The organism is Clostridium sp. KNHs214 (assembly GCF_000744935.1).
Classification (GTDB): domain Bacteria; phylum Bacillota; class Clostridia; order Clostridiales; family Clostridiaceae; genus Haloimpatiens.
In genome coordinates this window covers 61,777-82,480 of sequence record NZ_JQMW01000009.1, presented here as the reverse complement: position 1 = coordinate 82,480, position 20,704 = coordinate 61,777, and the positions used below count along the sequence as shown (strand labels likewise).

The following is a 20,704-nucleotide window of genomic DNA, read 5'->3' as shown; positions in this document are numbered from 1 at the left end:
GGAAGTATATGGTTATGAACTTGTTAACTTTTAAACGTGGTATATATCCACCACATGGTAAACATCTCAGTGAAAATAAACCTATAGAAGATTATCTTCCAAAGGGAGATTTAGTTTTCCCTATGTCCCAACATATAGGTGCTCCCTGTGAACCTTTAGTTAAAAAAGGGGACAGAGTCTTAGTGGGACAAAAAATAGGACAAGCTAATGGATTTGGGTTATCTACTATATATAGCAGTGTATCTGGTACAGTTAAAAATATTGCCCCTATGCTTACTGCTGGTGGCACTAAGGTTACTTCTATAATAGTGGAAGATGACAATCAATATGAAGCTTTTTCTAGTAATGAAGAAAAAAGAGACTACACTAAACTTTCCAAAGAAGAATTGCTAGACATAATTAAAGATGCTGGAATAGTTGGTATGGGCGGCGCTGCTTTCCCTACTCATGTTAAGCTTAATCCTCCAGCAGACAAAAATATAGACTCAATAATTGTCAATGCTGCTGAATGTGAGCCATATTTAACTTGTGACCATAGATTAATGCTAGAACAAGGAGATAAAATATTAGAAGGTTTAAACATTATTCTACAAATGTTTCCTAAGGCTAAAGGCTATGTAGGCATTGAACATAACAAACCAGATGCTATTAAACTTATGGAGAAATTATGTAAGAATTATTCTAACATAGAAGTTAAAGCTCTAAAAACTAAATACCCACAAGGTGCTGAAAAGCAACTTATTTATTCTATAACTAATCGTGAAGTACCTTCAGGAAAGCTTCCTGCAGATGTAGGTTGTGTGGTTCAAAATGTAGGTACTGTTTATCAAATTTATAACTCAGTGGTTTTAGGTCTTCCTTTAACTGAAAGAATTGTTACTGTTACAGGTGGAGCTGTCAAAGAACCTAAAAATCTTAGAGTTAAGTTGGGTACTTCTATAAGGGAATTAGTAGAATTCTGTGGTGGATTTAAAGAAGCTCCTGTAAAGGTTATCTCCGGTGGTCCTATGATGGGAATGACCCTGTCATCTTTGGATGTACCTGCAATGAAAGGTACTTCTGGAGTTTTATGCCTTACAAAAGAAGAAGGCTTCATGCCTGAACCTACTAGTTGCATTAGATGTGGAAGGTGTATAGAAGCGTGCCCAATGAATCTAATGCCTGGAACACTTCATTCTCTATGTGAAAGACATGAGTTTGATGAATTTGAAAAATTAAATGGATTGGATTGCATTGAATGTGGCTGCTGTACCTTCGTATGTCCAGCTAAAAACCACTTAGTTCAATCCCTAAGAGTTGGCAAACGTACTGTTATTGCTAACAAGAGAAAAAAATAGATAAGAGGTGACATATATGAATGAATCAATGTTAACTTTATCTTCATCTCCACATATTAGATCTAATGAAACTGTTAAGGGCATAATGAGAGATGTGATAATAGCTTTAATTCCTGCAGCTTTAGCTGGAATATACTTTTTTAAATTTAGAGCAGCTCTAGTAATGATAACTGCTATAGTTTCGGCAGTCTTTTCAGAGTGGCTTTGGCAAAAATTAACTAAAAGACAAATTACTATAAATGATCTAAGCGCTGTGGTAACTGGTATTTTAATTTCATTTAATGTGCCCGTATCCATTCCACTTTGGATGGTAGCCATAGGCAGTGCTTTTGCAATTATTGTTGTAAAACAATTCTTTGGAGGCATTGGAGAAAATATAGTGAACCCTGCCTTAGCTGGTAGAGCATTTTTACTATCTTCTTGGCCATCAGCTATGACGAATTGGACAATAGATGGTGCTACATCTGCTACTCCTTTAGCTATTTTAAAAGGTGCTGAAGGAAGTCTTCCATCACTTATGAATGTATTTGTAGGTCATGTGGGAGGATGTATTGGTGAAACCTCTGCTTTAGCTTTACTTATAGGTTTTGCTTATCTTCTATATAGAAGAGTTATTTCATATCATATACCTGTATTTTATGTGGGAACAGTATTTATTTTAACTACTGTAATAGGTCGAAATGGATTTATGACTGGAAATGGACTTTATGAAATATTTGCTGGCGGACTTATGCTAGGTGCTATATTCATGGCTACAGATTATACTACATGTCCAATGACTAAAAAAGGACAAGTTGTCTTCGCTATAGGATGCGGAGTTTTGACATCAGTTATTCGTATATTCAGTGGCGCTTATCCTGAAGGTGTTTCTTATTCAATACTTATAATGAACTTATTTGTTCCTCTTATAGATAAATATGTAATTCCAACAAAGTTCGGGAAGGTGAATTAAATGAATAAAAAAGAAAGTTCTCTTAAATTAGGCATTCTTTTATTAGTAATAACTGCCTTTGCTGGATTGATACTTGGCTGCGCTTATACTGTTACAAAGGAACCAATTGCAGTTCAAGCAGATAAGACAAATAAAGAAGCTATGCAAGAGTTATTAACTAATAGTGATACATTTAAAAAGAAAGATGTTAAATTAACTGAAAACATTGTGGAAGTTAATGAAGCTTTAAAAAACGGTAAAACTGTTGGTTATGCCATGAAGCTTAATACTAAAGGCTATGGGGGAAACATAGAATTAATGGTTGGAATTTCAACTGATGGAAAGGTTCAAGGCATTAAGGTTTTATCTCAATCTGAAACTCCTGGACTAGGAGCTAATTCTCAAAAGCCTGCTTTCTATGGTCAATATAAAGGAAAATCCATAGAAAAAGAGTTACAGGTTACTAAGGCTTCTTCAGCTAAAGACAATGAAATACAAGCTATAACTGGAGCTACCATAACTTCAAAGGCTATAACTAGAGGCGTTAATGACGCTGTTAATTTCTATAAAAACAATTTAAAAGGAGGGAATAACTAATGGCAAGCCCTTTAGAAAGATTAAAAAATGGTATTTTAACTGAGAATGTTACTTTCGTACAAGTTTTAGCTATGTGTCCTACTTTAGCAGTAACTACCAGTGCCAAAAATGGTATAGGTATGGGAATTGCTTCTACTGTAGTGCTTATTGGTTCTAACTTTGTTATTTCTCTTCTTAGAAAATTTATTCCAGACAAAATTCGTATTCCTTCATTTATAGTTGTTATTGCGGGTTTTGTTACTTTACTTCAGTTTTTAATGCAAGGCTATGTGCCTGATTTGTATAAAGCTCTTGGTATTTTTATTCCTCTTATAGTTGTTAACTGTGTTATTCTTGGAAGAGCAGAAGCCTTTGCTTCTAAAAATGGCCCTATAATTTCTATTTTTGATGGTCTTGGACAGGGTCTTGGATTTACTCTTTCTCTTACTGTAATTGGTATTATAAGAGAGCTTTTAGGTACTGGAAAGATATTTGAATATCAAGTTATGCCGTCTTCATTTCAGCCTGCAATAATAATGATATTAGCTCCTGGTGCTTTCTTCACTCTTGGAATTTTAATGGCGTTAATAAACTTATTTAATGCAAGAAAATCAAAGGAAAATAAGAGAATTACTGAATTTAAAGGCTGTGACGGAAACTGTGCTCATTGCTCTGTAAAACATTAGTAATAGGCTTCATAATAAATACGCGGCAGTTGTTTTATAAAATCAACTCCGTAGCCAATTTTATAGTGATTTATTCAAAAATCATCTAGATCATAAGAGAGGTGGTAACTCTATGAATTTATTTTTAATATTTTTTAGTTCCCTTTTAGTTAATAACTTTGTTTTATCTAAATTCCTTGGAATTTGTTCTTTCCTGGGAGTTTCTAAAAAAATAGAAACTGCAGCAGGTATGGGACTTGCTGTTACATTTGTTATGGTTTTAGCATCATTTATTTCTTATATAGTGTACAATTTTATTTTAATTCCTTTAAATATACCTTACATGTACACCATTGCCTTTATATTGGTTATAGCTTCTTTGGTTCAGTTTGTGGAAATGGTTATTAAAAAGAAAAGTCCGTCCCTTTACAAGGCTCTTGGAATTTTCTTACCTCTTATAACTACAAACTGTGCTATTTTAGGTGTTGTTATAATCAACATGAATGAAAAATATACTTTATTGGGTTCTGTAGTTTCAGGGCTGGGTTCCGGCCTTGGATATATGCTAGCTATTGTACTTCTTGCAGGTATAAGAGAGAGAATGGACGGAAACAAAAATATGCCTGAGGCTATGAAGGGACTTCCTATTTCATTGATTACAGCTGGACTTATGTCCATAGCCTTTTTAGGATTCCAAGGATTAATTCATTAATGGGAGGTGTGAATAAATGGATGTAAATGGTTTATTATTTCCTGCCCTAAGTTTAGGGGGATTAGGTCTTGTGTTTGGTTTAGTTTTAGGCTACGCTTCTAAGAAGTTCCATGTACCAGTAGATGAGAGAGTGCCTTTAATAAAAGACTGTCTACCTGGTGCTAACTGCGGCGGCTGTGGCTATGCAGGCTGCGATGCCTATGCACAAGCAGTAGTAGATGGTGCTGCTAAGCCAAATTGTTGTTCTGTAGGCGGCGCTGTTGCTGCTGAAAAAATTGGAGAAATAATGGGTGTTAAGGTTGAAGCTGCAGAGCCTACCAAAGCCTTTGTTAAATGCATAGGCAGCTGCGAAACTGCAAAAATGAAAGGTACTTACTATGGAAATATGGACTGCCTAGAAGCTTCTGTACTTCCTGGCGGTGGTGCTAAAGCTTGCAGCTTTGGATGCCTTGGACTTGGAAGTTGCGTTAAGGTTTGTCAATTTGGAGCTCTTAGCATTGAAAATGGTATTGCAGTTGTAGATGAAAAAAAATGTACTGCCTGTGGTGCTTGTGCAAATATATGTCCTAGACATGTCATTGAAATTAAACCTGTTTCTGAAATAATAAGAGTTTCTTGTAACTCAAAAGATAAACTAAAGGAAGTAAAAGAAGTGTGTGACGCTGGATGTATAAGCTGTGGTTTATGCGCTAGAAACTGCACTAGCGGTGCTATAGTCTTAGAAAACAATCTTCCTGTAGTAGATAGTACTAAATGTACTCTATGCATGCAATGCGTGGAAAAGTGCCCTACTAAGGTGCTTAAAGCTCACGATGGAAAGCTTATTCTTGCTAAAGAAGAAGCTGTTTAGAAAAACGGTAGGTGACAGTCACCTACCGTTTTTTGTCGTTTTGTTGTTTCTACCCTTTTCGATTTAGATGATTTTAACTATATGTTTGTTAAAATATTTAGCTACTAAACCTATAAAATATCCTGTAATCAAAGCAGATATCATTAAAATCGGAAAATATATGTATATTCTAAAGTCCTGTACTATAAATGCTGCCACCAAAAGTTGTCCTAAATTATGAAATACCGCTGCCACTATGCTTATTATTTCTATGCTAAAATATTTGCTAAATTTTTTGTACATTATTATGGATATTATATTGCTAAGTAATCCCCCTGTTATACTGAATAAGAATGAGGACAGAGTTCCCGTAAACATAGTTCCTAGTAAAGTTCGTAAAAACATTACTAAAATAGCTTCTTTACCCCCAAGGCTTATGAGCACTATTAGTGAAACAACATTTGAAAGTCCTAATTTTATTCCTGGAAAAATCACAGGAATTTGCGCTTCTATTACATATATTCCAAGGGCCACTGCTACCATTAAACTTAAAAATACTCTTTTATTTAAACTTTTTTTAAAATTATTACCTTCCCTCATGTCAACACATCCATCTCTAATTTAATAACTTAACTTTCGCACATAAATCTTAATCTCTATCTTACATAAATAAACTTTTTTAATTTAAAATTCCAATTTGTAGAGGAGGTAAGAGCTCTAAAAAAAATTTAGCACAACTATTAATTATCACCTGTTACTTACAAATTAATTATAAAAAACTCTTTGAGTTTTATCCTTAATTCTTACTTATTACTTCTTACCTATTACTTATTACTTCTTACCTTTTACCTACTACTTCTTACCTATCTCCTAATTAATATACTACATCATCCACTTCACTATTTTGCCCCTGTATTGTTATTATAATTTTATGAGGAAGGCAAGCTGCGCTATCTCCAGGCTTTTTAATCCATCCTGACTTTATACATATTTTATCTGGACAATCTGCATCCATAAATCTAATTTTTCCCTTTTCTACTTTTATTATATTGTAATGTCCATCTGCACTGGGTATTTTTATTTCCTCTTTCTTGGTAACTTTGCTAAGATCTATAGTTCTAATTATTTTACCATTCTGCTTTATTATAGCTACTGCTTTGCCATTTTTATAAAAATACCTATAACCCAAAATTCCAACTATACTACAAATGATTAGTACCATTATAGTAACTAATACAATTCTATCTCCTTTTTTCATACTCTTCTCCTTGATCTATCTAATTTTCTAATGCTTATGTACTTACTTAATCTATATTAATTCCTAAACTTTGCTAGTTAACATATTGAAATTCTTCATCCGTAAGTTTAAAGCTGTCCTTTAATCCAGAAGTAACATAAACCTTTTTATCTTTAGTCACAAAAATTGCATCCACGCCCTTTTGGCTCTCCACAAGCTTTATAGCCTTTTCTAATCCTAACACATAAGTGGTTGTAGATAGGGCATCTCCATCAATGGACTTGTCTGAAACTATAGTAGTACTTATAAGTCCCTTCTCTGCTGGATATCCTGTAGCTACATCAAAAATATGGTGATATCTTTTACCATTCTTCTCAAAGTATCTCTCGTAGTTTCCTGAGGTTACTATGGATTTATCCGATACAGTTAGAATACCTAAATATTCTCCTTTATCCTTTAGGGGATTTTGAACTCCTATTTTCCATGGGTTGCCATCTGTTTTACTTCCCAAGAGATTTACATTTCCACCTATATTTATAAAAGCACTTTTTACTCCATTTTTTATAAGCATAGACTTTATCTCATCTGCACCATAACCTTTGGCTATGCCACCTAAATCTATTTTCATTCCTTGCTTTTTCAAATAGATTTGTCCATTTTCATTAACTTCTATATTTTTATAATTTATAAGTTCTCTAGCTTTTTCAATTTCTTCCTTTGAAGGTATTCTTACCTTATCTGTTCCTATGCCCCATAGTTTAACTAAAGGTTCCACTGTAATATCAAAGGCTCCCTCTGAAAGCTTACTGTACTCCATAGCCTTTTTTATAACATAGTAAGTTTTTTTACTTACCTTTTGCGATTTATTACCTGATGAAGAATTCAATTTATTTACTTCACTACTTTCCTTATTTACAGACATCTTATCTTCTATGTTTCCAAGTAATTTTATAGCTTCTTCTATATTTTCCTCTGCCTTTTCACCATATACTTTTAAACTCACTATAGTCCCCATAGCATAGGTTTGCTTATTGCTTTCCTTTTTTATTCCCCCTATTTTTTTATTCATTTCACATCCAAGCATAGTAATACTCATAACTAATATAATGCATATTATTAGTGAACGTTTAATTTCTTTTATAGTTTTTTTCAATAACTTTAATTTTTCCATAGTTAGATTTCCCCTATCCTATATGCAGCTCAAAATTATTATATTAATTTAAGTTTGCCTGCATCTACAGTACCTTATATAAGTACTTTTTTTGTAAACAAAACATCCTAAAATGTCAAATTTGATAACTTTCTCTACTTTAAATACATTCTTATATTAGCATACTTAACATGTTTTTCGTAGATTTTAAATGTAATTTTTTAATTAAATCTGAAATAAAAAATAATGCCTATCTCCAAATTTACATACCCATATTTAAATAACTACTTTAACATAAGTTCCATGGTTGCTTTTAATTTCTACCACTTTTAATCCCTTATATTCATCTAAAATACTTATACACTTCTTTAATTGTTTTTTATCCATCTCCTGAATAAATTTTAAACTTTCCAAAGCTCCTTCCCAATTATTTTCTGAGCACTTTTCCGCGATATTCTTATTATGTGTAGTACTACTATTTATAAGTTTCGTAATCCACTTACCATTGCCAATTCCTAAAAGCCATAAAGGTATATTTACTACATTTTCTTTACCGTCATTATTTTTTATATGAACTTTCACCTAAACTCCCCCATATAATTACTCTACCTATGCATTAATAGTTCACCTATTCTATTATTATTTCAATAATATCTCCTTGTGGAGTTTTTAAATCAACTATCTTTCCTTCAATACCTTTTTTAATTGCCGTTATAATTAATTCTTTTATAGCTTCAGAATCTACTCCTTTGGAATCTTTAACATTTAATTTGTTAATTTTGCTTTTTGACTTCAATATAATTTTAACCACCTTTATAGGAAGTATTAAATTAATTTTATCCCCCTTAGAGGATAAAATATTAATTTTAAGCATCTTTTCTCCATAAAACTGCTTATCAGCTGACTCTTTATGAAAATCATATATACTTGTTTCTTCTTTTTTTGATTTGTTTATTGAAGCTATTAATTTTGCCCCCTGATCATAAGATATTTTTCTCTCATCAACCATTTTTAAAACTTTCTCTACTTCATCGTTCATATAAACTTCCCCCATCTAATATACTGCTGAATAATATTTTTTTACTAATTTTGACATTGTTTAAGACCTACATATTATTTTATGTTTATTGTATTTTCTTAATAATTATGATTATCCCACAAAAGCATTACATTACCTGAATTATGAAATTTCTCTGGAATGACTTGCATAAGAAGCAAAGGAACTGTTTAAATTTATTGTTTCGAGCTCTTATGCAAGTCATGGAGGAGAAATTTCATAATTATAACATCATAATGAATTTGAAAAATATGAACACTTTTTTCGTCTATATTTGTAAATAACTTGTAACACTTTTTTGTACTATTAACATATACTGGGTAATATAATATATTATCCAGCAATACTAACATATACTTTTTACTTTTAAAGTATTCCTTTTTAATACTTGTAAAATAAATTTTATATGCACAATGTATTGTTGTTACTATAAATTTTAATTCTTAACTATAAATTTATAAGGGGAGGTTATAAATTGAAGAGTAAAAAATTAATATCACTTGTTCTTGGCACAACTTTATTGATTTCTACAGCTTTGGTGGGATGCGGAGAGAAAAAACCTAATGACAAGAAAAAAGATCCACCTAAGGTAACTCAAATGGATAAAGAACAATATTTAAATCTTAATTTAGGTATTGAACCAAAGTCACTAGATTTATCTAGATCTAATGATTATTACGGTGCACAAATTTTTACAGAAGTCTATGAAGGTTTAACAAGAGTTGAACAGGACAAAGATGGTAAAGACGTTATAAAAGCTGCTGGAGCAGAAAAGTGGGAACATAACGAAGAGGGTACTGTTTGGACTTTCCACTTAAGAGATTATAATTGGTCAGATGGCAAAAAGGTTACTGCAAAAGATTTTGTGTACAGCATACTAAGAACATTAGATCCTAAAACAGCTTCTGGTTATGCATTCTTGCTATCCCCAATAAAAGGGGCAGACGAATATAATGCAGGTAAAGGTTCTAAGGATGCAGTTGGAGTAAAGGCCGTAGATGATAAAACTCTAGAATTTACATTAAAACAACCATGTCCATATTTCCTTGATTTGACATACTTTAAATTATTCCTTCCTCAAAGAGAAGATATAGTAGCTAAGCATGGTGAAAAATATGGTACAGAAGCAAGTACCTTAGAAGTATATTGTGGACCATTTATAGTTAAGGAATGGACGCATCAACAAGAAATATTACTTGAAAAGAACGATAAATATTGGGATAAGGATAACGTTAAACTTGAAAAAGTTAACTTTAAAATAATAAAAGAAGCTAATGCAGCTTACGGTTCATTATTAAACGGCACATTAGATTCTGGTGGAGTTACTAAACCTGAATGGATAAAGAAATTTGAGCAAAAGAAAGATGAAATGGAGAATATAAAAGGTTTTAGGCCATCTACTGGATATTTGTTCTTTAATCAAAAGGATAAATTATTCAGCAACGCAAATATAAGAAAAGCATTCTCTATTGCATACACTAGAGATGATTACGCTAATGTCATAACTTATGGTGTAAATGCTCCTGCATATGGTTGGTGCCCACCAACAATTCAACTAAATGGAAAAGACTATAGAGAAATAGCTAAAGAAGAGCCAGTTAAAAAGATGATAGAAGATAATCAAGATCCTAAGGAACTTTTAATAAAAGGATTAAAGGAATTAGGAATGGATCCAGACCCAAGTAAAGTAACAGTTACAATTTTACATGGTAATACAGATGCCGAGACTAAAAAAGCAGCTGAATATGAACAAGAAATGTATAAAAAGGCATTAGGTGTTAATATAAAAGCTGAATATATGACCTTTGATATACTTCAAAAAAGAACAGACGAAATGGATTATCAAGTAGCTGGTATGGCTTGGATTGGAGATTATAACGATCCTAATACTTTCTTTGACATGTGGATGAGTGGAGCTGGAATAGTTCCAACTGGATGGTCAAACAAAAAATATGATGAGCTCTTAAAGAAAGCTATGAGTTCTATAGATGAAAAAGAAAGATTAGAAGCTTATAAGGAAGCCGAAAAAATTCTCCTAGTTGAAGATGCAGTTATAGCTCCTACAACTTATTCCAGAAGAAATACCTACAGATACAAATACGTTAAAAACTTAATGACTCCTTTATTCGGCAGTGGCGTAGAACTTAAATACGCTTATACTGATGGAAGAGGTAAATAATAATATTAAAAATGATTTTACAAATAGCTCCTATAAAAGCTTATAATAGTTAAAATATATGGAACATGACCCTTTATTCATAATTATTTTAATAATAAGCCGCTATCGCATTAAGATTTAGAATAGCGGCTTTTTATTTACTATTCTACTATAGTTAAAACTTTTTTAAATAAATGTGGTTGAATTAACGGATAGGTTAATTTTTTAGGCATATCATTAAAAAATTCTATTTTTCCAATTTCGTAATCTGGCAAATTATCTAGTGATTGAACTTCTGCATAGAATAGCTGCCCATAGGATTCTATATCCCCTTTTTCCACTGAGTAAATGGAAATAGGCGTTAATATAAATTCTTTTGCTCCAGTTTCTTCAAATAATTCCCTAGCAGCAGTATCATTTATGTTTTCATCAATCTCCCTATGTCCTCCTGGTATTTCCCAAGTATCCCGTTCTTTATGTTTAACAAATATCCACTGTCCATTATATCTTGCAACTATTACAGCATATAGAAGTTTATCAGCATTTATTTCTCCCAATTGGTGAAAATTTACTTTTAACATGATGCACCTCCAGAAATGTACTTATAGGTTATTTTTTATTCTTATTAAAATGCTCTCAAAAACTGCTTTCAAAGCTCGTACATAAATATATTACCATGTAATCCACAGCTACTGCAATTTATATTCACAAATGTGAATATTTTTTATATTTACTATATTTCTAATTTTATGTACTTTAATATTTTATTCAGTGCCATTGCTGTATAATAAAGTTATACTATTTTACCCATTGTTATCGCTATATAATCAAATTACAACATTCTATTTATTCTTATTTCTATAATCAAATTACAACATTTTATCTATTCTTATTGTTGTATAATGAAGTTATATTTGAATTTTTTTGTTGAATTACTACTATTAAAAAGGATGTGTTATTATGTTATCTTTATTTGACAAAACTAAAATTAAAAATATGGAGTTAAAAAACAGATTCTTTCGTTCTGCCACCTATGAAGGAAGGAACACTGAAGATGGCCATATGACTGAAGAAGTGTACAGCATCTATGAAGATTTAGCTAAAGGAGGTGTGGGGCTTATAATAACTGGATACACCTATATAACTGCTGGTGAACATCCTTCCCCTAAAATGATGGGAGTATATGATGATTCTTTTATAGATGAGTATAAAAAACTTACTCAAATAATACACAGTTATGGCACTAAAATACTGCTTCAAATAATTTATAGAGGTTCTATAGAGAAATACTTAGATGAGTTAAATAATAAAAATAATACTGGAAAAAGTCTAAGCAAAGACTTTATCAATAATAAAGTAAAAAACTATGTGGTAGATAACTTCCTTGCTGCAGCGGAAAGGGCTAAAAAGGCTGGGTTTGACGGCATCCAAATTCACGACCCACATAGCAGCTTAGATTGCTACTGTAAAGACAAGATGGTTTTTGAAATATATAACTCCATAAGGGAAAAATCAGGAGATGATTTTCACATTAGCATAAAAATGAACTGTGGAAATTTAAAAGAAGATAGACAAGCTTTTGAAAATTGTAAATCCTTATGTATAGAATTAGACAAATTAGGGATAGATTCTATAGAAATAACAGGACCTAACACAGGGACTAGAAAAGATGAAAACTTCTTTAAAACCGAAGCCGCGGAAATATCAAAAGAAGTGGATTGTGCTCTAATATTAGTTGGAGGAAATCGAAGCCAAAAAAGCATGACAGATATTTTAAACTCAACTAACATACAATATTTTTCCCTTTGTAGACCTTTAATTTGCGAACCAGATATTATAACTAAGTTTAAAAATGATTATTCTTATGAGCCAAAATGCCTAATGTGCAGCAAGTGCCTATCAGCTAAAAATAGGTGTGTACTTAGATAGAAGTGGCTGTCGCATTAAGGAGTTCCCATGCAATATATTGTTTTGCAAGTTTAAAGTTAACACAATATATCGTAGTATTTATTCTTAGTGCGACCTCCCCCTTAATTAAACATTAATTACTCATATATTTATCAATGACTAAAGCTTTTATTAATTATTTCTACTTTATTTAGGAACATTCAAATAGATTTTCTATAAAATCTTATATACCTATCAAAATCCCATCTGCCCATAAATTTTTCTGCTGCAATGTATCCAGAATCAAATAATTGTTGATTTTTTTCTTGGCTTAAATTAAATTCTGTAGTTTTTACCCCCAATGTGGGAATGGATATAGTTCTCACTAGATCCTTATCTCTTATGTATCTCATTTCATTTCTGTTTAGTAAAGTATTTATCACATCTAGAGTATAAGAAGTAAAATCCTTTTTACCTGAAGCAGTATGGGTTAATTCTTTTTCTACTAATTTAAATCCAAAAGTAGGCCACCTAGGGCTTCCTTCTATATCAAATATCCATACAGGAAAATTGCTTAAAATTCCTCCATCTACAATATAACTAATGTTTCCTTTATAATCGATGCTTTTTTCATGATTATTAATACTGTCTTTGTAATCACTAATATATTTATAATTTAATATTGTTTTATTTTCCTTATCTCTTTTATTATTTAATTTATTGTATTTAAGTTTTATAGGTTTAAAGAAAAAAGGAATTCCAATACTCATTCTTACAGCCCTGGCTATTTCAAATTCCTTTGGATTTATATTGTATTTAACTAAATCATCTGGAAGTATCAGCATATCATTTTTAGTAATATCCGCTGCAACAATTTTTAGCTTTGAACCTGAATTACCCCATATATCTTTAAATTTTACTTTTCCCTTAGCCTTTAATAGATGGTATATATATTTTTCAATAGGATCACCAGTATATGCTCCTTTATCCTTGAAAAAATTAATCATTTTTACAATTTTAATTTTGGATGCTCTACTATCTCGGAAATCCTTGTAATTAATATTTTGGATTATGTTTTTCATTTCTTCCCCTTTATATCCTGCTGCTACCATAGATGCAATCATTGCTCCAGCTGACGTACCAGCCACTCTATTCCACTTATATCCTTTTCCTTCCAAGCAGCATAAAGCCCCTACAAGTCCAATGGCTTTTATTCCGCCACCTTCAAACACCGCATCAGCAGTTAACATTCAAAACATCCCCAGTATATCATTATAACCTCATTATATTCATAGAAATTGATAATGGTTACTTGTTGACAATTATCAATTAAAAATCCTTTAACTTATATATTTTAGTACATATTCCAAAAGATATAAAGTAAAATAAAATACCTATACATAGAAAGAATAAATGTACAAGGTTTATATTTTTTATACTCACAATTAAGGTCAAAACTTTCTCACCCATTGAAGTTGCTAGTACCTTTTTCATTATTCCAGGAACTACTAATACAAAAATATATATTATGCTATTTAACTTTTGTGCACCTGAAGTATTATTTATAGAAAATGGATTGTAAAATGAAAATACAATAAAGCTTAATGTTAAACTTACTACTATAGTCCAAGGACTAGCCACACTTCCCCCAGCTACTTTAAAAAGCTTAAGAAGTGTTGTCTCTAGCATAACTACAACTCCAAATATTAAAACATACAATATAAGCATCAAATATTTATGCATAACTATTTCTTCCCTTTTTATAGGAAGGCTATTTACTATCAAAGTCTCCTTTGCATATTTAAAGCTTTCCATAAAGGTAAATGTAAAATAGCTCATAAAAAATATTATAAAAACATAAGCAAGAAAATTAAAAAAATTAGAAAGCTTATAGCATCCATAAGTAATTGGTATTAACAATAAAATAAATATAATAATACTTTTCTTAACTATAATAAGGTCTTTTCTTATTAAATTTATCATCTTTTATCTTTACTGAGAGAATGCATTGTAATAACCAAACTCCCAATAAACTTCACCTCCTAGTCAATTAATACACTAATATTCATCAATACATATTTTCTATATGAAATAAAACTAAATCTTATTTATACCTTGCAATTTTACTCATAAAATAAACACCTTTCTTGACTCTCTTTAATATTAAATATCTTTTCTCTCATATAGCTTTATTGCTAAGCTGCCACATGCTGCAAAAATTATAATTGAAGAAGCAAAAATTACCCCCACATACTCATTCCATCTATCTATCAAATTCATAAACCCCTTTTGTGACAACTCTACCAAAAATGTAAAAGAGAAACTCCAAACTAATACGTAAATTATAATTTGCATCATAGCAGAAATTTTTGCTCCAAAAGTAAAATAAAACAAATAATTTATAGAGTAAATTGCAATAATAATAGAAAACATATATACAGCCGTTTTGAATTCAAGCGGAGCTATTCCAAACCTTTGAAGTATTCTAGATAATCCAACTAATATAAATATTATTATAGGTGTTATAATTATTAGCTTTAAATATTTACTCATGACTATTTCTTTTCTTGTAACTGGAAGAGAATTTATTATATATCCTACCTTTTGTCTTTCCTCAACTATATCTACTGATCCTAATATAGAATATAAGATAACAAAAGCTACAAGAAAATATACCCCATTGTTTTTTAAATCTTTTAAAAAAAATAAAACAAAAGCAATCATAATTAAGCTAGTCTTTATATACTTTTTTTCATGCAGCATATCCTTTCTAATTAAATTAAACATTCTTATGCCCCCCTCACTGTATATAGCATTATATCCTCAAGGCTTGGTTTCTCTATTATTATCTTATCTCCATATTTTCTTCTTGCACCTTCTTTATCCATAGTAATGCCTTCAAAACCAAAACTATTTTCTTTTATTCCTATGAATTGTTCTCTATTTCCCCCGTTTATTATATCCTTTGCAATTTCTCTAGTACCCTTAACTAATGCATATTTTTCCAATATCTCATCTTTTTCTTTAGAAAATATTATTTCACCATTGTTTATGAAAGTTATATAATCCGATATTTTTTCTATATCTGTAGTTATATGTGTTGAGAAAAATATACTTCTTTGTTCATCCTGTATTAAATCATATAAGATATCCAATATTTCTCTTCTAAATATAGGATCTAATCCTGCTGTAGGTTCATCCATTACTATAAATTCTGCTTGATGACTTAAGGCTACTGCTAAAGCAAATTTAGTTTTCATTCCTTTAGATAGAGACTTTATTTTGCACTTTGGATTTAAATTAAAATCTTTTATATATTTGTTGAAAACTTCATCGCTCCATTTAGAATAAAAAGGTTTTATTATATTTCTAATTTCATTTATAGTTAAATCTTCATAATAGTAATTTTCATCATAAACAAAACCTATCCTATCTTTTATAGTTTTTTCATGCTTTATATGATCAAGACCAAATATCTTTATTTCTCCGGAATTTTTTCTTATAAGATTCATAACTAACTTTATAGTAGTGCTTTTTCCTGCTCCATTGGGCCCTATAAATCCCATGATATACCCCTTGGGCAAATTAAAGTTTATGTTTTTTAATGTAAAGTTTTTATATTCTTTTGTTACATTTTTTATTTCTAAAATATTCTCCATTTTAATACTCCTCCATTCTAATCTGCTCAGATTTTAATTTTTAAATTTTATAAACAAATAATATGATTATCCCACAAAAAGCATTACATTACCTGAATTATGAAATTTCTCTGGAATGACTTGCATAAGAAGCGAAGGAACTGTTTAAATTTAATTTTAGAAATTCTTCTTTTAGACAGATAAAATTATCGTAAGCCTGGCAAGGACGCCAGGCTAGCGAACCTGAGGCAGGACGCTGAATGTGAGCGTTAGATAATTTTATATGGCTAAAAGATTAGAATTTCTTAAATTAAATTTATTGTTCCTAGCTCTTATGCAAGTCATGGAGGAGAAATTTCATAATTTCATCACATTATACCTTATTGTGGTTTAATCATAATATACGTTTTATATTTTAAATTTACTTAATAGTTTATATTTTAAATTTACTTGTTTATTATAAATTTTTAATAAAGTAACTTAATCATTTCTAATAGTTCTTCTAAAGATAGCCCCATAATCTTACTATCATCTATTACTTTTTGAAGCTTATCCTCAATTATCTTCATTTTCTTTTCCTTCAATAACTCATCCTTTTGTGCCGCCACAAAACTTCCTTTTCCCGGAACTGTCTCTATATATCCCTCCCTTTCCAACTCTTCATAAGCTCTTTTTGTAGTTATAACGCTTATATTCAGTTCCTTTGCTAAATTTCTTATAGATGGCAAAGCTTCACCTATGTCTACCTCTTCTTTTATTACCGCTGCCTTTATCTGGTCTACAATTTGTTGATAAATTGCTTTGTCAGAAGCATTGGATATTATTATGTTCATATTCATTACTCCTTACATTTTATAATTAGATTCAATCTATAATTAGATTCAATTTATTCCATGGATACTTACTGCAATATTCACATCTTTTACGAAAATGAACCCCAACTATATCCTTAAACAACAACTTCCTTAGTTTATTAGAATCTATGTATTTCATTCAATGTGTGTATTGCATATATACTGTATATATATATTATATACAGTATATATGCAATAGTCAACTAATTATAAAAATTTTCATTAGTTTTATACATTCATTGTAGTTTTATGGCATTTTTGTATAATATGTATAATATATTTTTCTCAAAGGAGGTTTTGGGAAAATGATTAAAGATGTAAATAATCTAATACTATGGCTTATCATCATAGGGGCTATTATTATGATAGTAGTTGGTTCCTTACTTCATTTTACCTATGAGTGGTCAGGACAAAATCCTATAGTTGGAATATTTAGTCCTGTGAATGAGAGTGTGTGGGAACATCTAAAATTAGGTTTCTTTTCTTTGCTTATATTTTCTTTAATAGAATATCCTATAGTAAAAAATTACGTGAATAATTATTGGCTTGGAAAAGCTGCGGGTATATTGTGTCTTGAACTTATGATAGTAATAATATTTTATACTTATACAGCATTTACAAATCATTCTATTTTATTCATAGATATATCTATTTACATTATAGGATGTATTGTGTGTCAAATAGTAAGCTATAAATTAATGACCTGTGAAAAATCCTTTCCATTACTAGAAAAACTATCTTTAATATTTATTCTTATACTTATAGCCTTATTTGCAATATTTACTTTCACTCCTCCTAAACATGAAATATTTAGGAGCTAATTATTCCATAATTACAATCTATCTCTAATATTTTTTATGTTATAATGTTCATGGGTGATAGTATGAAAGAGATTTTAAAAAATGATTGGCAAGAATTATTAAAAGATGAATTTCAAAAAGAATATTATTTAAAACTAAGACAATTTTTAATAAGAGAATATAAGACTAAAAAAATTTACCCCAATATGTACGATATTTTTAATGCCCTTCACTATACTGCTTATAAGGATGTAAAAGTTGTTGTTTTAGGGCAAGACCCTTATCATGGCCCTAATCAAGCTCATGGTTTAAGTTTTTCTGTAAAACCAGGGGTTCAGTCTCCTCCTTCTTTAGTAAATATATTTAAAGAACTTAGAGAAGACTTAGGTTATTATATACCAAATAACGGTTATTTAAAGAAGTGGTCAGATCAAGGTGTTATGCTTTTAAATACTGTACTAACCGTAAGGGCAGCACAAGCAAATTCTCATAAAGGTGTCGGCTGGGAATATTTTACTGACAAAGTAATAGAACTGCTAAATATGCGAGAGGATCCTATAGTGTTCATTCTTTGGGGAAGCAACGCTCAATCTAAACTTAGCATTATAAATAATCCCAAACACTATATAGTAAAGTCCCCTCACCCAAGTCCTCTTTCTGCATCAAGAGGTTTCTTTGGCAGCAGGCCATTTTCTAAAACTAATAGCTTTCTAAAAAGTATAGGAAAAGAACCTGTAGATTGGCAGATAGAAAATATTTAATAAAAAATATTTAACAATTTAATAAAGATTATAAATAAAAGGGCTGTTGCACTAAAAATAAATACTACAATATATTGTGTTAAGTTTAAGCTTGCAAAACAGTATATTATATGTAAATTTCTTAATGCGACAGCCCCTTTATTTCAGAGAGAATAGTTAGCTATGTTATGTAGATTTAAATTATTTTCTAACTAATATCCCCTTATTTTTTAGTGCAGATTCATACAATACTATAGTTGTGGCAATGCCCACATTTAATGAATCACAATCACCCAGCATTGGAATGGCAATAGCACTATAATCCTCCTGATACCAGCCTTCAGATATGCCATATCTTTCACTGCCTACCACAATGGCAATTCTTCCACTATAATCTAGTTGAAAATACTGATTCTTAGCATCTGTATCTGTAAAAATAGTTTTAAAGCCTTTTTCACGAAGCCAATTATTGGTTTCTTCAAAATTGCTATCTATAATTGGTACGCTAAAACATGCTCCCATGCTGCTTCTTATTAATTTGGGATGATTTAATCTGGTTTTTCTATTATTTATAATTACCGCATCTATTTTTGTGGCATCAGAACTTCTAAGTATGGTTCCTACATTTCCCGGAATCTCTAATCCATCTAAAATTGCTACTACATTATTCTTCTTTACAGGTATATCCTCAAAAGTATAGCTGTTCATATATCCTACACATAAAAGACCCTGAGCATTTCCTTTTTCACTGACAGTGTCAAAAACCTTCTTAGACACCACAAAGGAATTTTCAGATATATTTATACACTGATCTATAAGCCTTTGAGCTTCTACAGTATATATATCCTCAGGGCATACCAAAAGATACTTTATACGTATATTATGCTCTAAAAGCATAGTAACTCCCCATATGCCCTCCACTACACAAAGTCTTTCTGGATTAGGCTTGCTGTTGTTGTTAATACTGCTTATCTTCTTTACAATTCCATGCTTTTTGCCTGCAAATTTTAATTGTTTTTTATATCTATTTATTATTATTTCTTCCTTTTCCTCTAGGGTATATTTAGACAAATCCTGAAATTCCAGCATATTCAATCCTCTTTTCTATTCTATATTTTTAATTCTCTTTTCTATGCTATATTTTTAATTTTTTCTTTTTTATAAAGTCTATATCTACTCTATAAACTTTTCTTCTTTTTCATTTAGTTCACATTCTTCATAGTTTTAAATTCTTTTTCCGCTAAGTTAAACTTTAAAAACAAATATGGAGCTCCTGCCGTACACCAAAAACCCATGGCAAAGTATCTTAATATATCTCCATAATTATCTGCTGGAAGTATTCTCTTCATAAATATTCTTATTGCTATAACTCCCACAAGACCTAATAATATCTTAGCTATATTTTTAGTAGTAGCGGCTTTTACGCTAAATTTTATATAGCTGCTCTCTACAAAATATCCTGTAAAAAATCCTAAAAATACTCCAGTAGCTTTATAATAGTCTGTACTTTTGAAAAATACAGTTCCCACTAAAGATAAGACCATTAAAAAGATAAAAACAACATTTCTTTTTCTAATATCTTCTATGTCAAATATATAATTTCCAACTAGAACACTTATTATGCCAAAAGCTATACCCCCTATTACGTCCTTAGGCCAGTGAACACCTAAATACATTCTAGATGTGGCTACTAATATTATTAATAATACACCTAAAACATTAAGCCATTTGTTTTTAAATTCTATCATTAACCATGAAAATAGAACTGTGATGTTTTGAGTATGTCCACTTGGAAAAGAATATCCTGTTGCTGTTTTAGTGCGCAAAGATTTTATTCCTTCTTCACCTATAGGCCTTGGAGATTTCACTATATCCTTTATTGCTCCATTGAATACTATACTAAATGTCAATGCAAGACCCAATTTATATCCACGCTTTTTATCCCTGCACCAAAATATAATAGCTAATACCATTATAGGTATAAACTCCTCTCCAGTCATAGTTATACCTGAAAAAATTTTATCTAAAACTGGATTAGAAAAAGACTGCAAAAATTTTATAACCTCCAAACTGACACCCTCCTTTTTTAGTCCCTAATCCCCAGTAGCCACTGACTAATATCCACTGCCATAT

General features: G+C 30.6%; 23 protein-coding genes. 10 read left to right on the top strand and 13 right to left on the bottom strand.

Features of this window, described 5'->3' with window-relative positions:
* Window positions 1-14 precede the first annotated feature (14 nt).
* The 6 genes from rsxC to CC89_RS03015 all read left to right on the top strand — a co-directional run bounded on the left by rsxC (window position 15) and on the right by CC89_RS03015 (window position 5,071).
* Window positions 15-1,337, top strand: coding sequence for an electron transport complex subunit RsxC (gene rsxC / locus CC89_RS03040; protein ID WP_035288898.1), 1,323 nt, complete (start codon window positions 15-17; stop codon window positions 1,335-1,337).
* Window positions 1,338-1,353: 16 nt separating this feature from the next.
* Window positions 1,354-2,289, top strand: a complete 936-nt coding sequence (locus CC89_RS03035; RefSeq protein WP_035288895.1) for an RnfABCDGE type electron transport complex subunit D — start codon at window positions 1,354-1,356, stop codon at window positions 2,287-2,289.
* A complete protein-coding gene (locus CC89_RS03030) occupies window positions 2,290-2,865 on the top strand; it encodes an RnfABCDGE type electron transport complex subunit G (protein WP_035288893.1) in 576 nt (191 codons plus the stop codon).
* Window positions 2,865-3,530, top strand: a complete 666-nt coding sequence (gene rsxE / locus CC89_RS03025; RefSeq protein WP_051931436.1) for an electron transport complex subunit RsxE — start codon at window positions 2,865-2,867, stop codon at window positions 3,528-3,530. Before CC89_RS03030 ends, rsxE begins: the two co-directional genes overlap by 1 nt.
* Before the next feature lie 112 nt (window positions 3,531-3,642).
* Entirely contained in the window at window positions 3,643-4,221 is a 579-nt protein-coding gene (rsxA, locus tag CC89_RS03020; protein WP_035288890.1) for an electron transport complex subunit RsxA, read from the top strand.
* 16 nt (window positions 4,222-4,237) lie between these two features.
* A complete protein-coding gene (locus CC89_RS03015; RefSeq protein ID WP_035288887.1) occupies window positions 4,238-5,071 on the top strand; it encodes an RnfABCDGE type electron transport complex subunit B in 834 nt (277 codons plus the stop codon).
* A gap of 63 nt (window positions 5,072-5,134) precedes the next feature.
* On the opposite strand, the gene CC89_RS03010 is transcribed toward CC89_RS03015, so the two are convergent.
* The 5 genes from CC89_RS03010 to CC89_RS02990 form a co-directional block, all read right to left on the bottom strand.
* Entirely contained in the window at window positions 5,135-5,650 is a 516-nt protein-coding gene (locus tag CC89_RS03010; protein WP_035288884.1) for a Gx transporter family protein, read from the bottom strand.
* A gap of 274 nt (window positions 5,651-5,924) precedes the next feature.
* Entirely contained in the window at window positions 5,925-6,308 is a 384-nt protein-coding gene (locus tag CC89_RS03005; protein ID WP_035288881.1) for a NusG domain II-containing protein, read from the bottom strand.
* Window positions 6,309-6,381: 73 nt separating this feature from the next.
* Window positions 6,382-7,458, bottom strand: coding sequence for an FAD:protein FMN transferase (locus CC89_RS03000; RefSeq protein ID WP_081896944.1), 1,077 nt, complete (start codon window positions 7,456-7,458; stop codon window positions 6,382-6,384).
* Window positions 7,459-7,713: 255 nt separating this feature from the next.
* Window positions 7,714-8,019, bottom strand: coding sequence for a hypothetical protein (locus CC89_RS02995; RefSeq protein WP_035288878.1), 306 nt, complete (start codon window positions 8,017-8,019; stop codon window positions 7,714-7,716).
* 46 nt (window positions 8,020-8,065) lie between these two features.
* Window positions 8,066-8,476 (bottom strand): SHOCT-like domain-containing protein, encoded by a 411-nt coding sequence (locus tag CC89_RS02990; protein WP_035288876.1) that lies wholly within the window; start codon window positions 8,474-8,476, stop codon window positions 8,066-8,068.
* A 493-nt stretch (window positions 8,477-8,969) separates the two neighbouring features.
* On the opposite strand from CC89_RS02990, the gene CC89_RS02985 reads away from it, so the two are divergent.
* The gene (locus CC89_RS02985; RefSeq protein WP_035288873.1) at window positions 8,970-10,673 is read left to right on the top strand and encodes a peptide ABC transporter substrate-binding protein; all 1,704 of its coding nucleotides are present in this window, start codon (window positions 8,970-8,972) and stop codon (window positions 10,671-10,673) included.
* A gap of 140 nt (window positions 10,674-10,813) precedes the next feature.
* Here the strand turns inward: CC89_RS02985 and CC89_RS02980 are convergent, their stop codons facing one another.
* Window positions 10,814-11,233 (bottom strand): NUDIX hydrolase, encoded by a 420-nt coding sequence (locus CC89_RS02980; RefSeq protein ID WP_035288872.1) that lies wholly within the window; start codon window positions 11,231-11,233, stop codon window positions 10,814-10,816.
* 379 nt (window positions 11,234-11,612) lie between these two features.
* Between CC89_RS02980 and CC89_RS02975 the strand changes: the two genes are divergently transcribed.
* A complete protein-coding gene (locus CC89_RS02975; protein WP_035288869.1) occupies window positions 11,613-12,581 on the top strand; it encodes an oxidoreductase in 969 nt (322 codons plus the stop codon).
* 179 nt (window positions 12,582-12,760) lie between these two features.
* Here the strand turns inward: CC89_RS02975 and CC89_RS02970 are convergent, their stop codons facing one another.
* From CC89_RS02970 to CC89_RS02950, 5 genes are all read right to left on the bottom strand, one after another.
* Window positions 12,761-13,789 (bottom strand): patatin-like phospholipase family protein, encoded by a 1,029-nt coding sequence (locus CC89_RS02970; protein ID WP_035288867.1) that lies wholly within the window; start codon window positions 13,787-13,789, stop codon window positions 12,761-12,763.
* 79 nt (window positions 13,790-13,868) lie between these two features.
* The gene (locus CC89_RS02965) at window positions 13,869-14,522 is read right to left on the bottom strand and encodes an ABC-2 transporter permease (protein ID WP_035288865.1); all 654 of its coding nucleotides are present in this window, start codon (window positions 14,520-14,522) and stop codon (window positions 13,869-13,871) included.
* Between the two features lie 180 nt (window positions 14,523-14,702).
* Complete coding sequence (locus CC89_RS02960; protein ID WP_035288863.1) at window positions 14,703-15,326, bottom strand: ABC-2 transporter permease; 624 nt, start codon at window positions 15,324-15,326, stop codon at window positions 14,703-14,705.
* Between the two features lie 2 nt (window positions 15,327-15,328).
* Complete coding sequence (locus tag CC89_RS02955) at window positions 15,329-16,198, bottom strand: ABC transporter ATP-binding protein (protein WP_035288860.1); 870 nt, start codon at window positions 16,196-16,198, stop codon at window positions 15,329-15,331.
* Between the two features lie 446 nt (window positions 16,199-16,644).
* Window positions 16,645-17,010: a GntR family transcriptional regulator gene (locus tag CC89_RS02950; RefSeq protein WP_035288856.1), complete on the bottom strand. Its 366-nt coding sequence runs from the start codon at window positions 17,008-17,010 to the stop codon at window positions 16,645-16,647.
* Between the two features lie 326 nt (window positions 17,011-17,336).
* Here CC89_RS02950 and CC89_RS02945 point away from each other — a divergent pair, with 326 nt between their 5' ends.
* Window positions 17,337-17,852 (top strand): DUF6512 family protein, encoded by a 516-nt coding sequence (locus tag CC89_RS02945; protein ID WP_035288854.1) that lies wholly within the window; start codon window positions 17,337-17,339, stop codon window positions 17,850-17,852.
* Between the two features lie 62 nt (window positions 17,853-17,914).
* Window positions 17,915-18,592 (top strand): uracil-DNA glycosylase, encoded by a 678-nt coding sequence (locus tag CC89_RS02940; RefSeq protein WP_035288851.1) that lies wholly within the window; start codon window positions 17,915-17,917, stop codon window positions 18,590-18,592.
* 180 nt (window positions 18,593-18,772) lie between these two features.
* On the opposite strand, the gene CC89_RS19390 is transcribed toward CC89_RS02940, so the two are convergent.
* Together CC89_RS19390 and CC89_RS02930 are read right to left on the bottom strand one after the other, a co-directional pair.
* The gene (locus CC89_RS19390; protein WP_051931434.1) at window positions 18,773-19,660 is read right to left on the bottom strand and encodes an RNA methyltransferase; all 888 of its coding nucleotides are present in this window, start codon (window positions 19,658-19,660) and stop codon (window positions 18,773-18,775) included.
* Window positions 19,661-19,773: 113 nt separating this feature from the next.
* Complete coding sequence (locus CC89_RS02930) at window positions 19,774-20,640, bottom strand: phosphatase PAP2 family protein (RefSeq protein ID WP_035288848.1); 867 nt, start codon at window positions 20,638-20,640, stop codon at window positions 19,774-19,776.
* Window positions 20,641-20,704 lie beyond the last annotated feature (64 nt).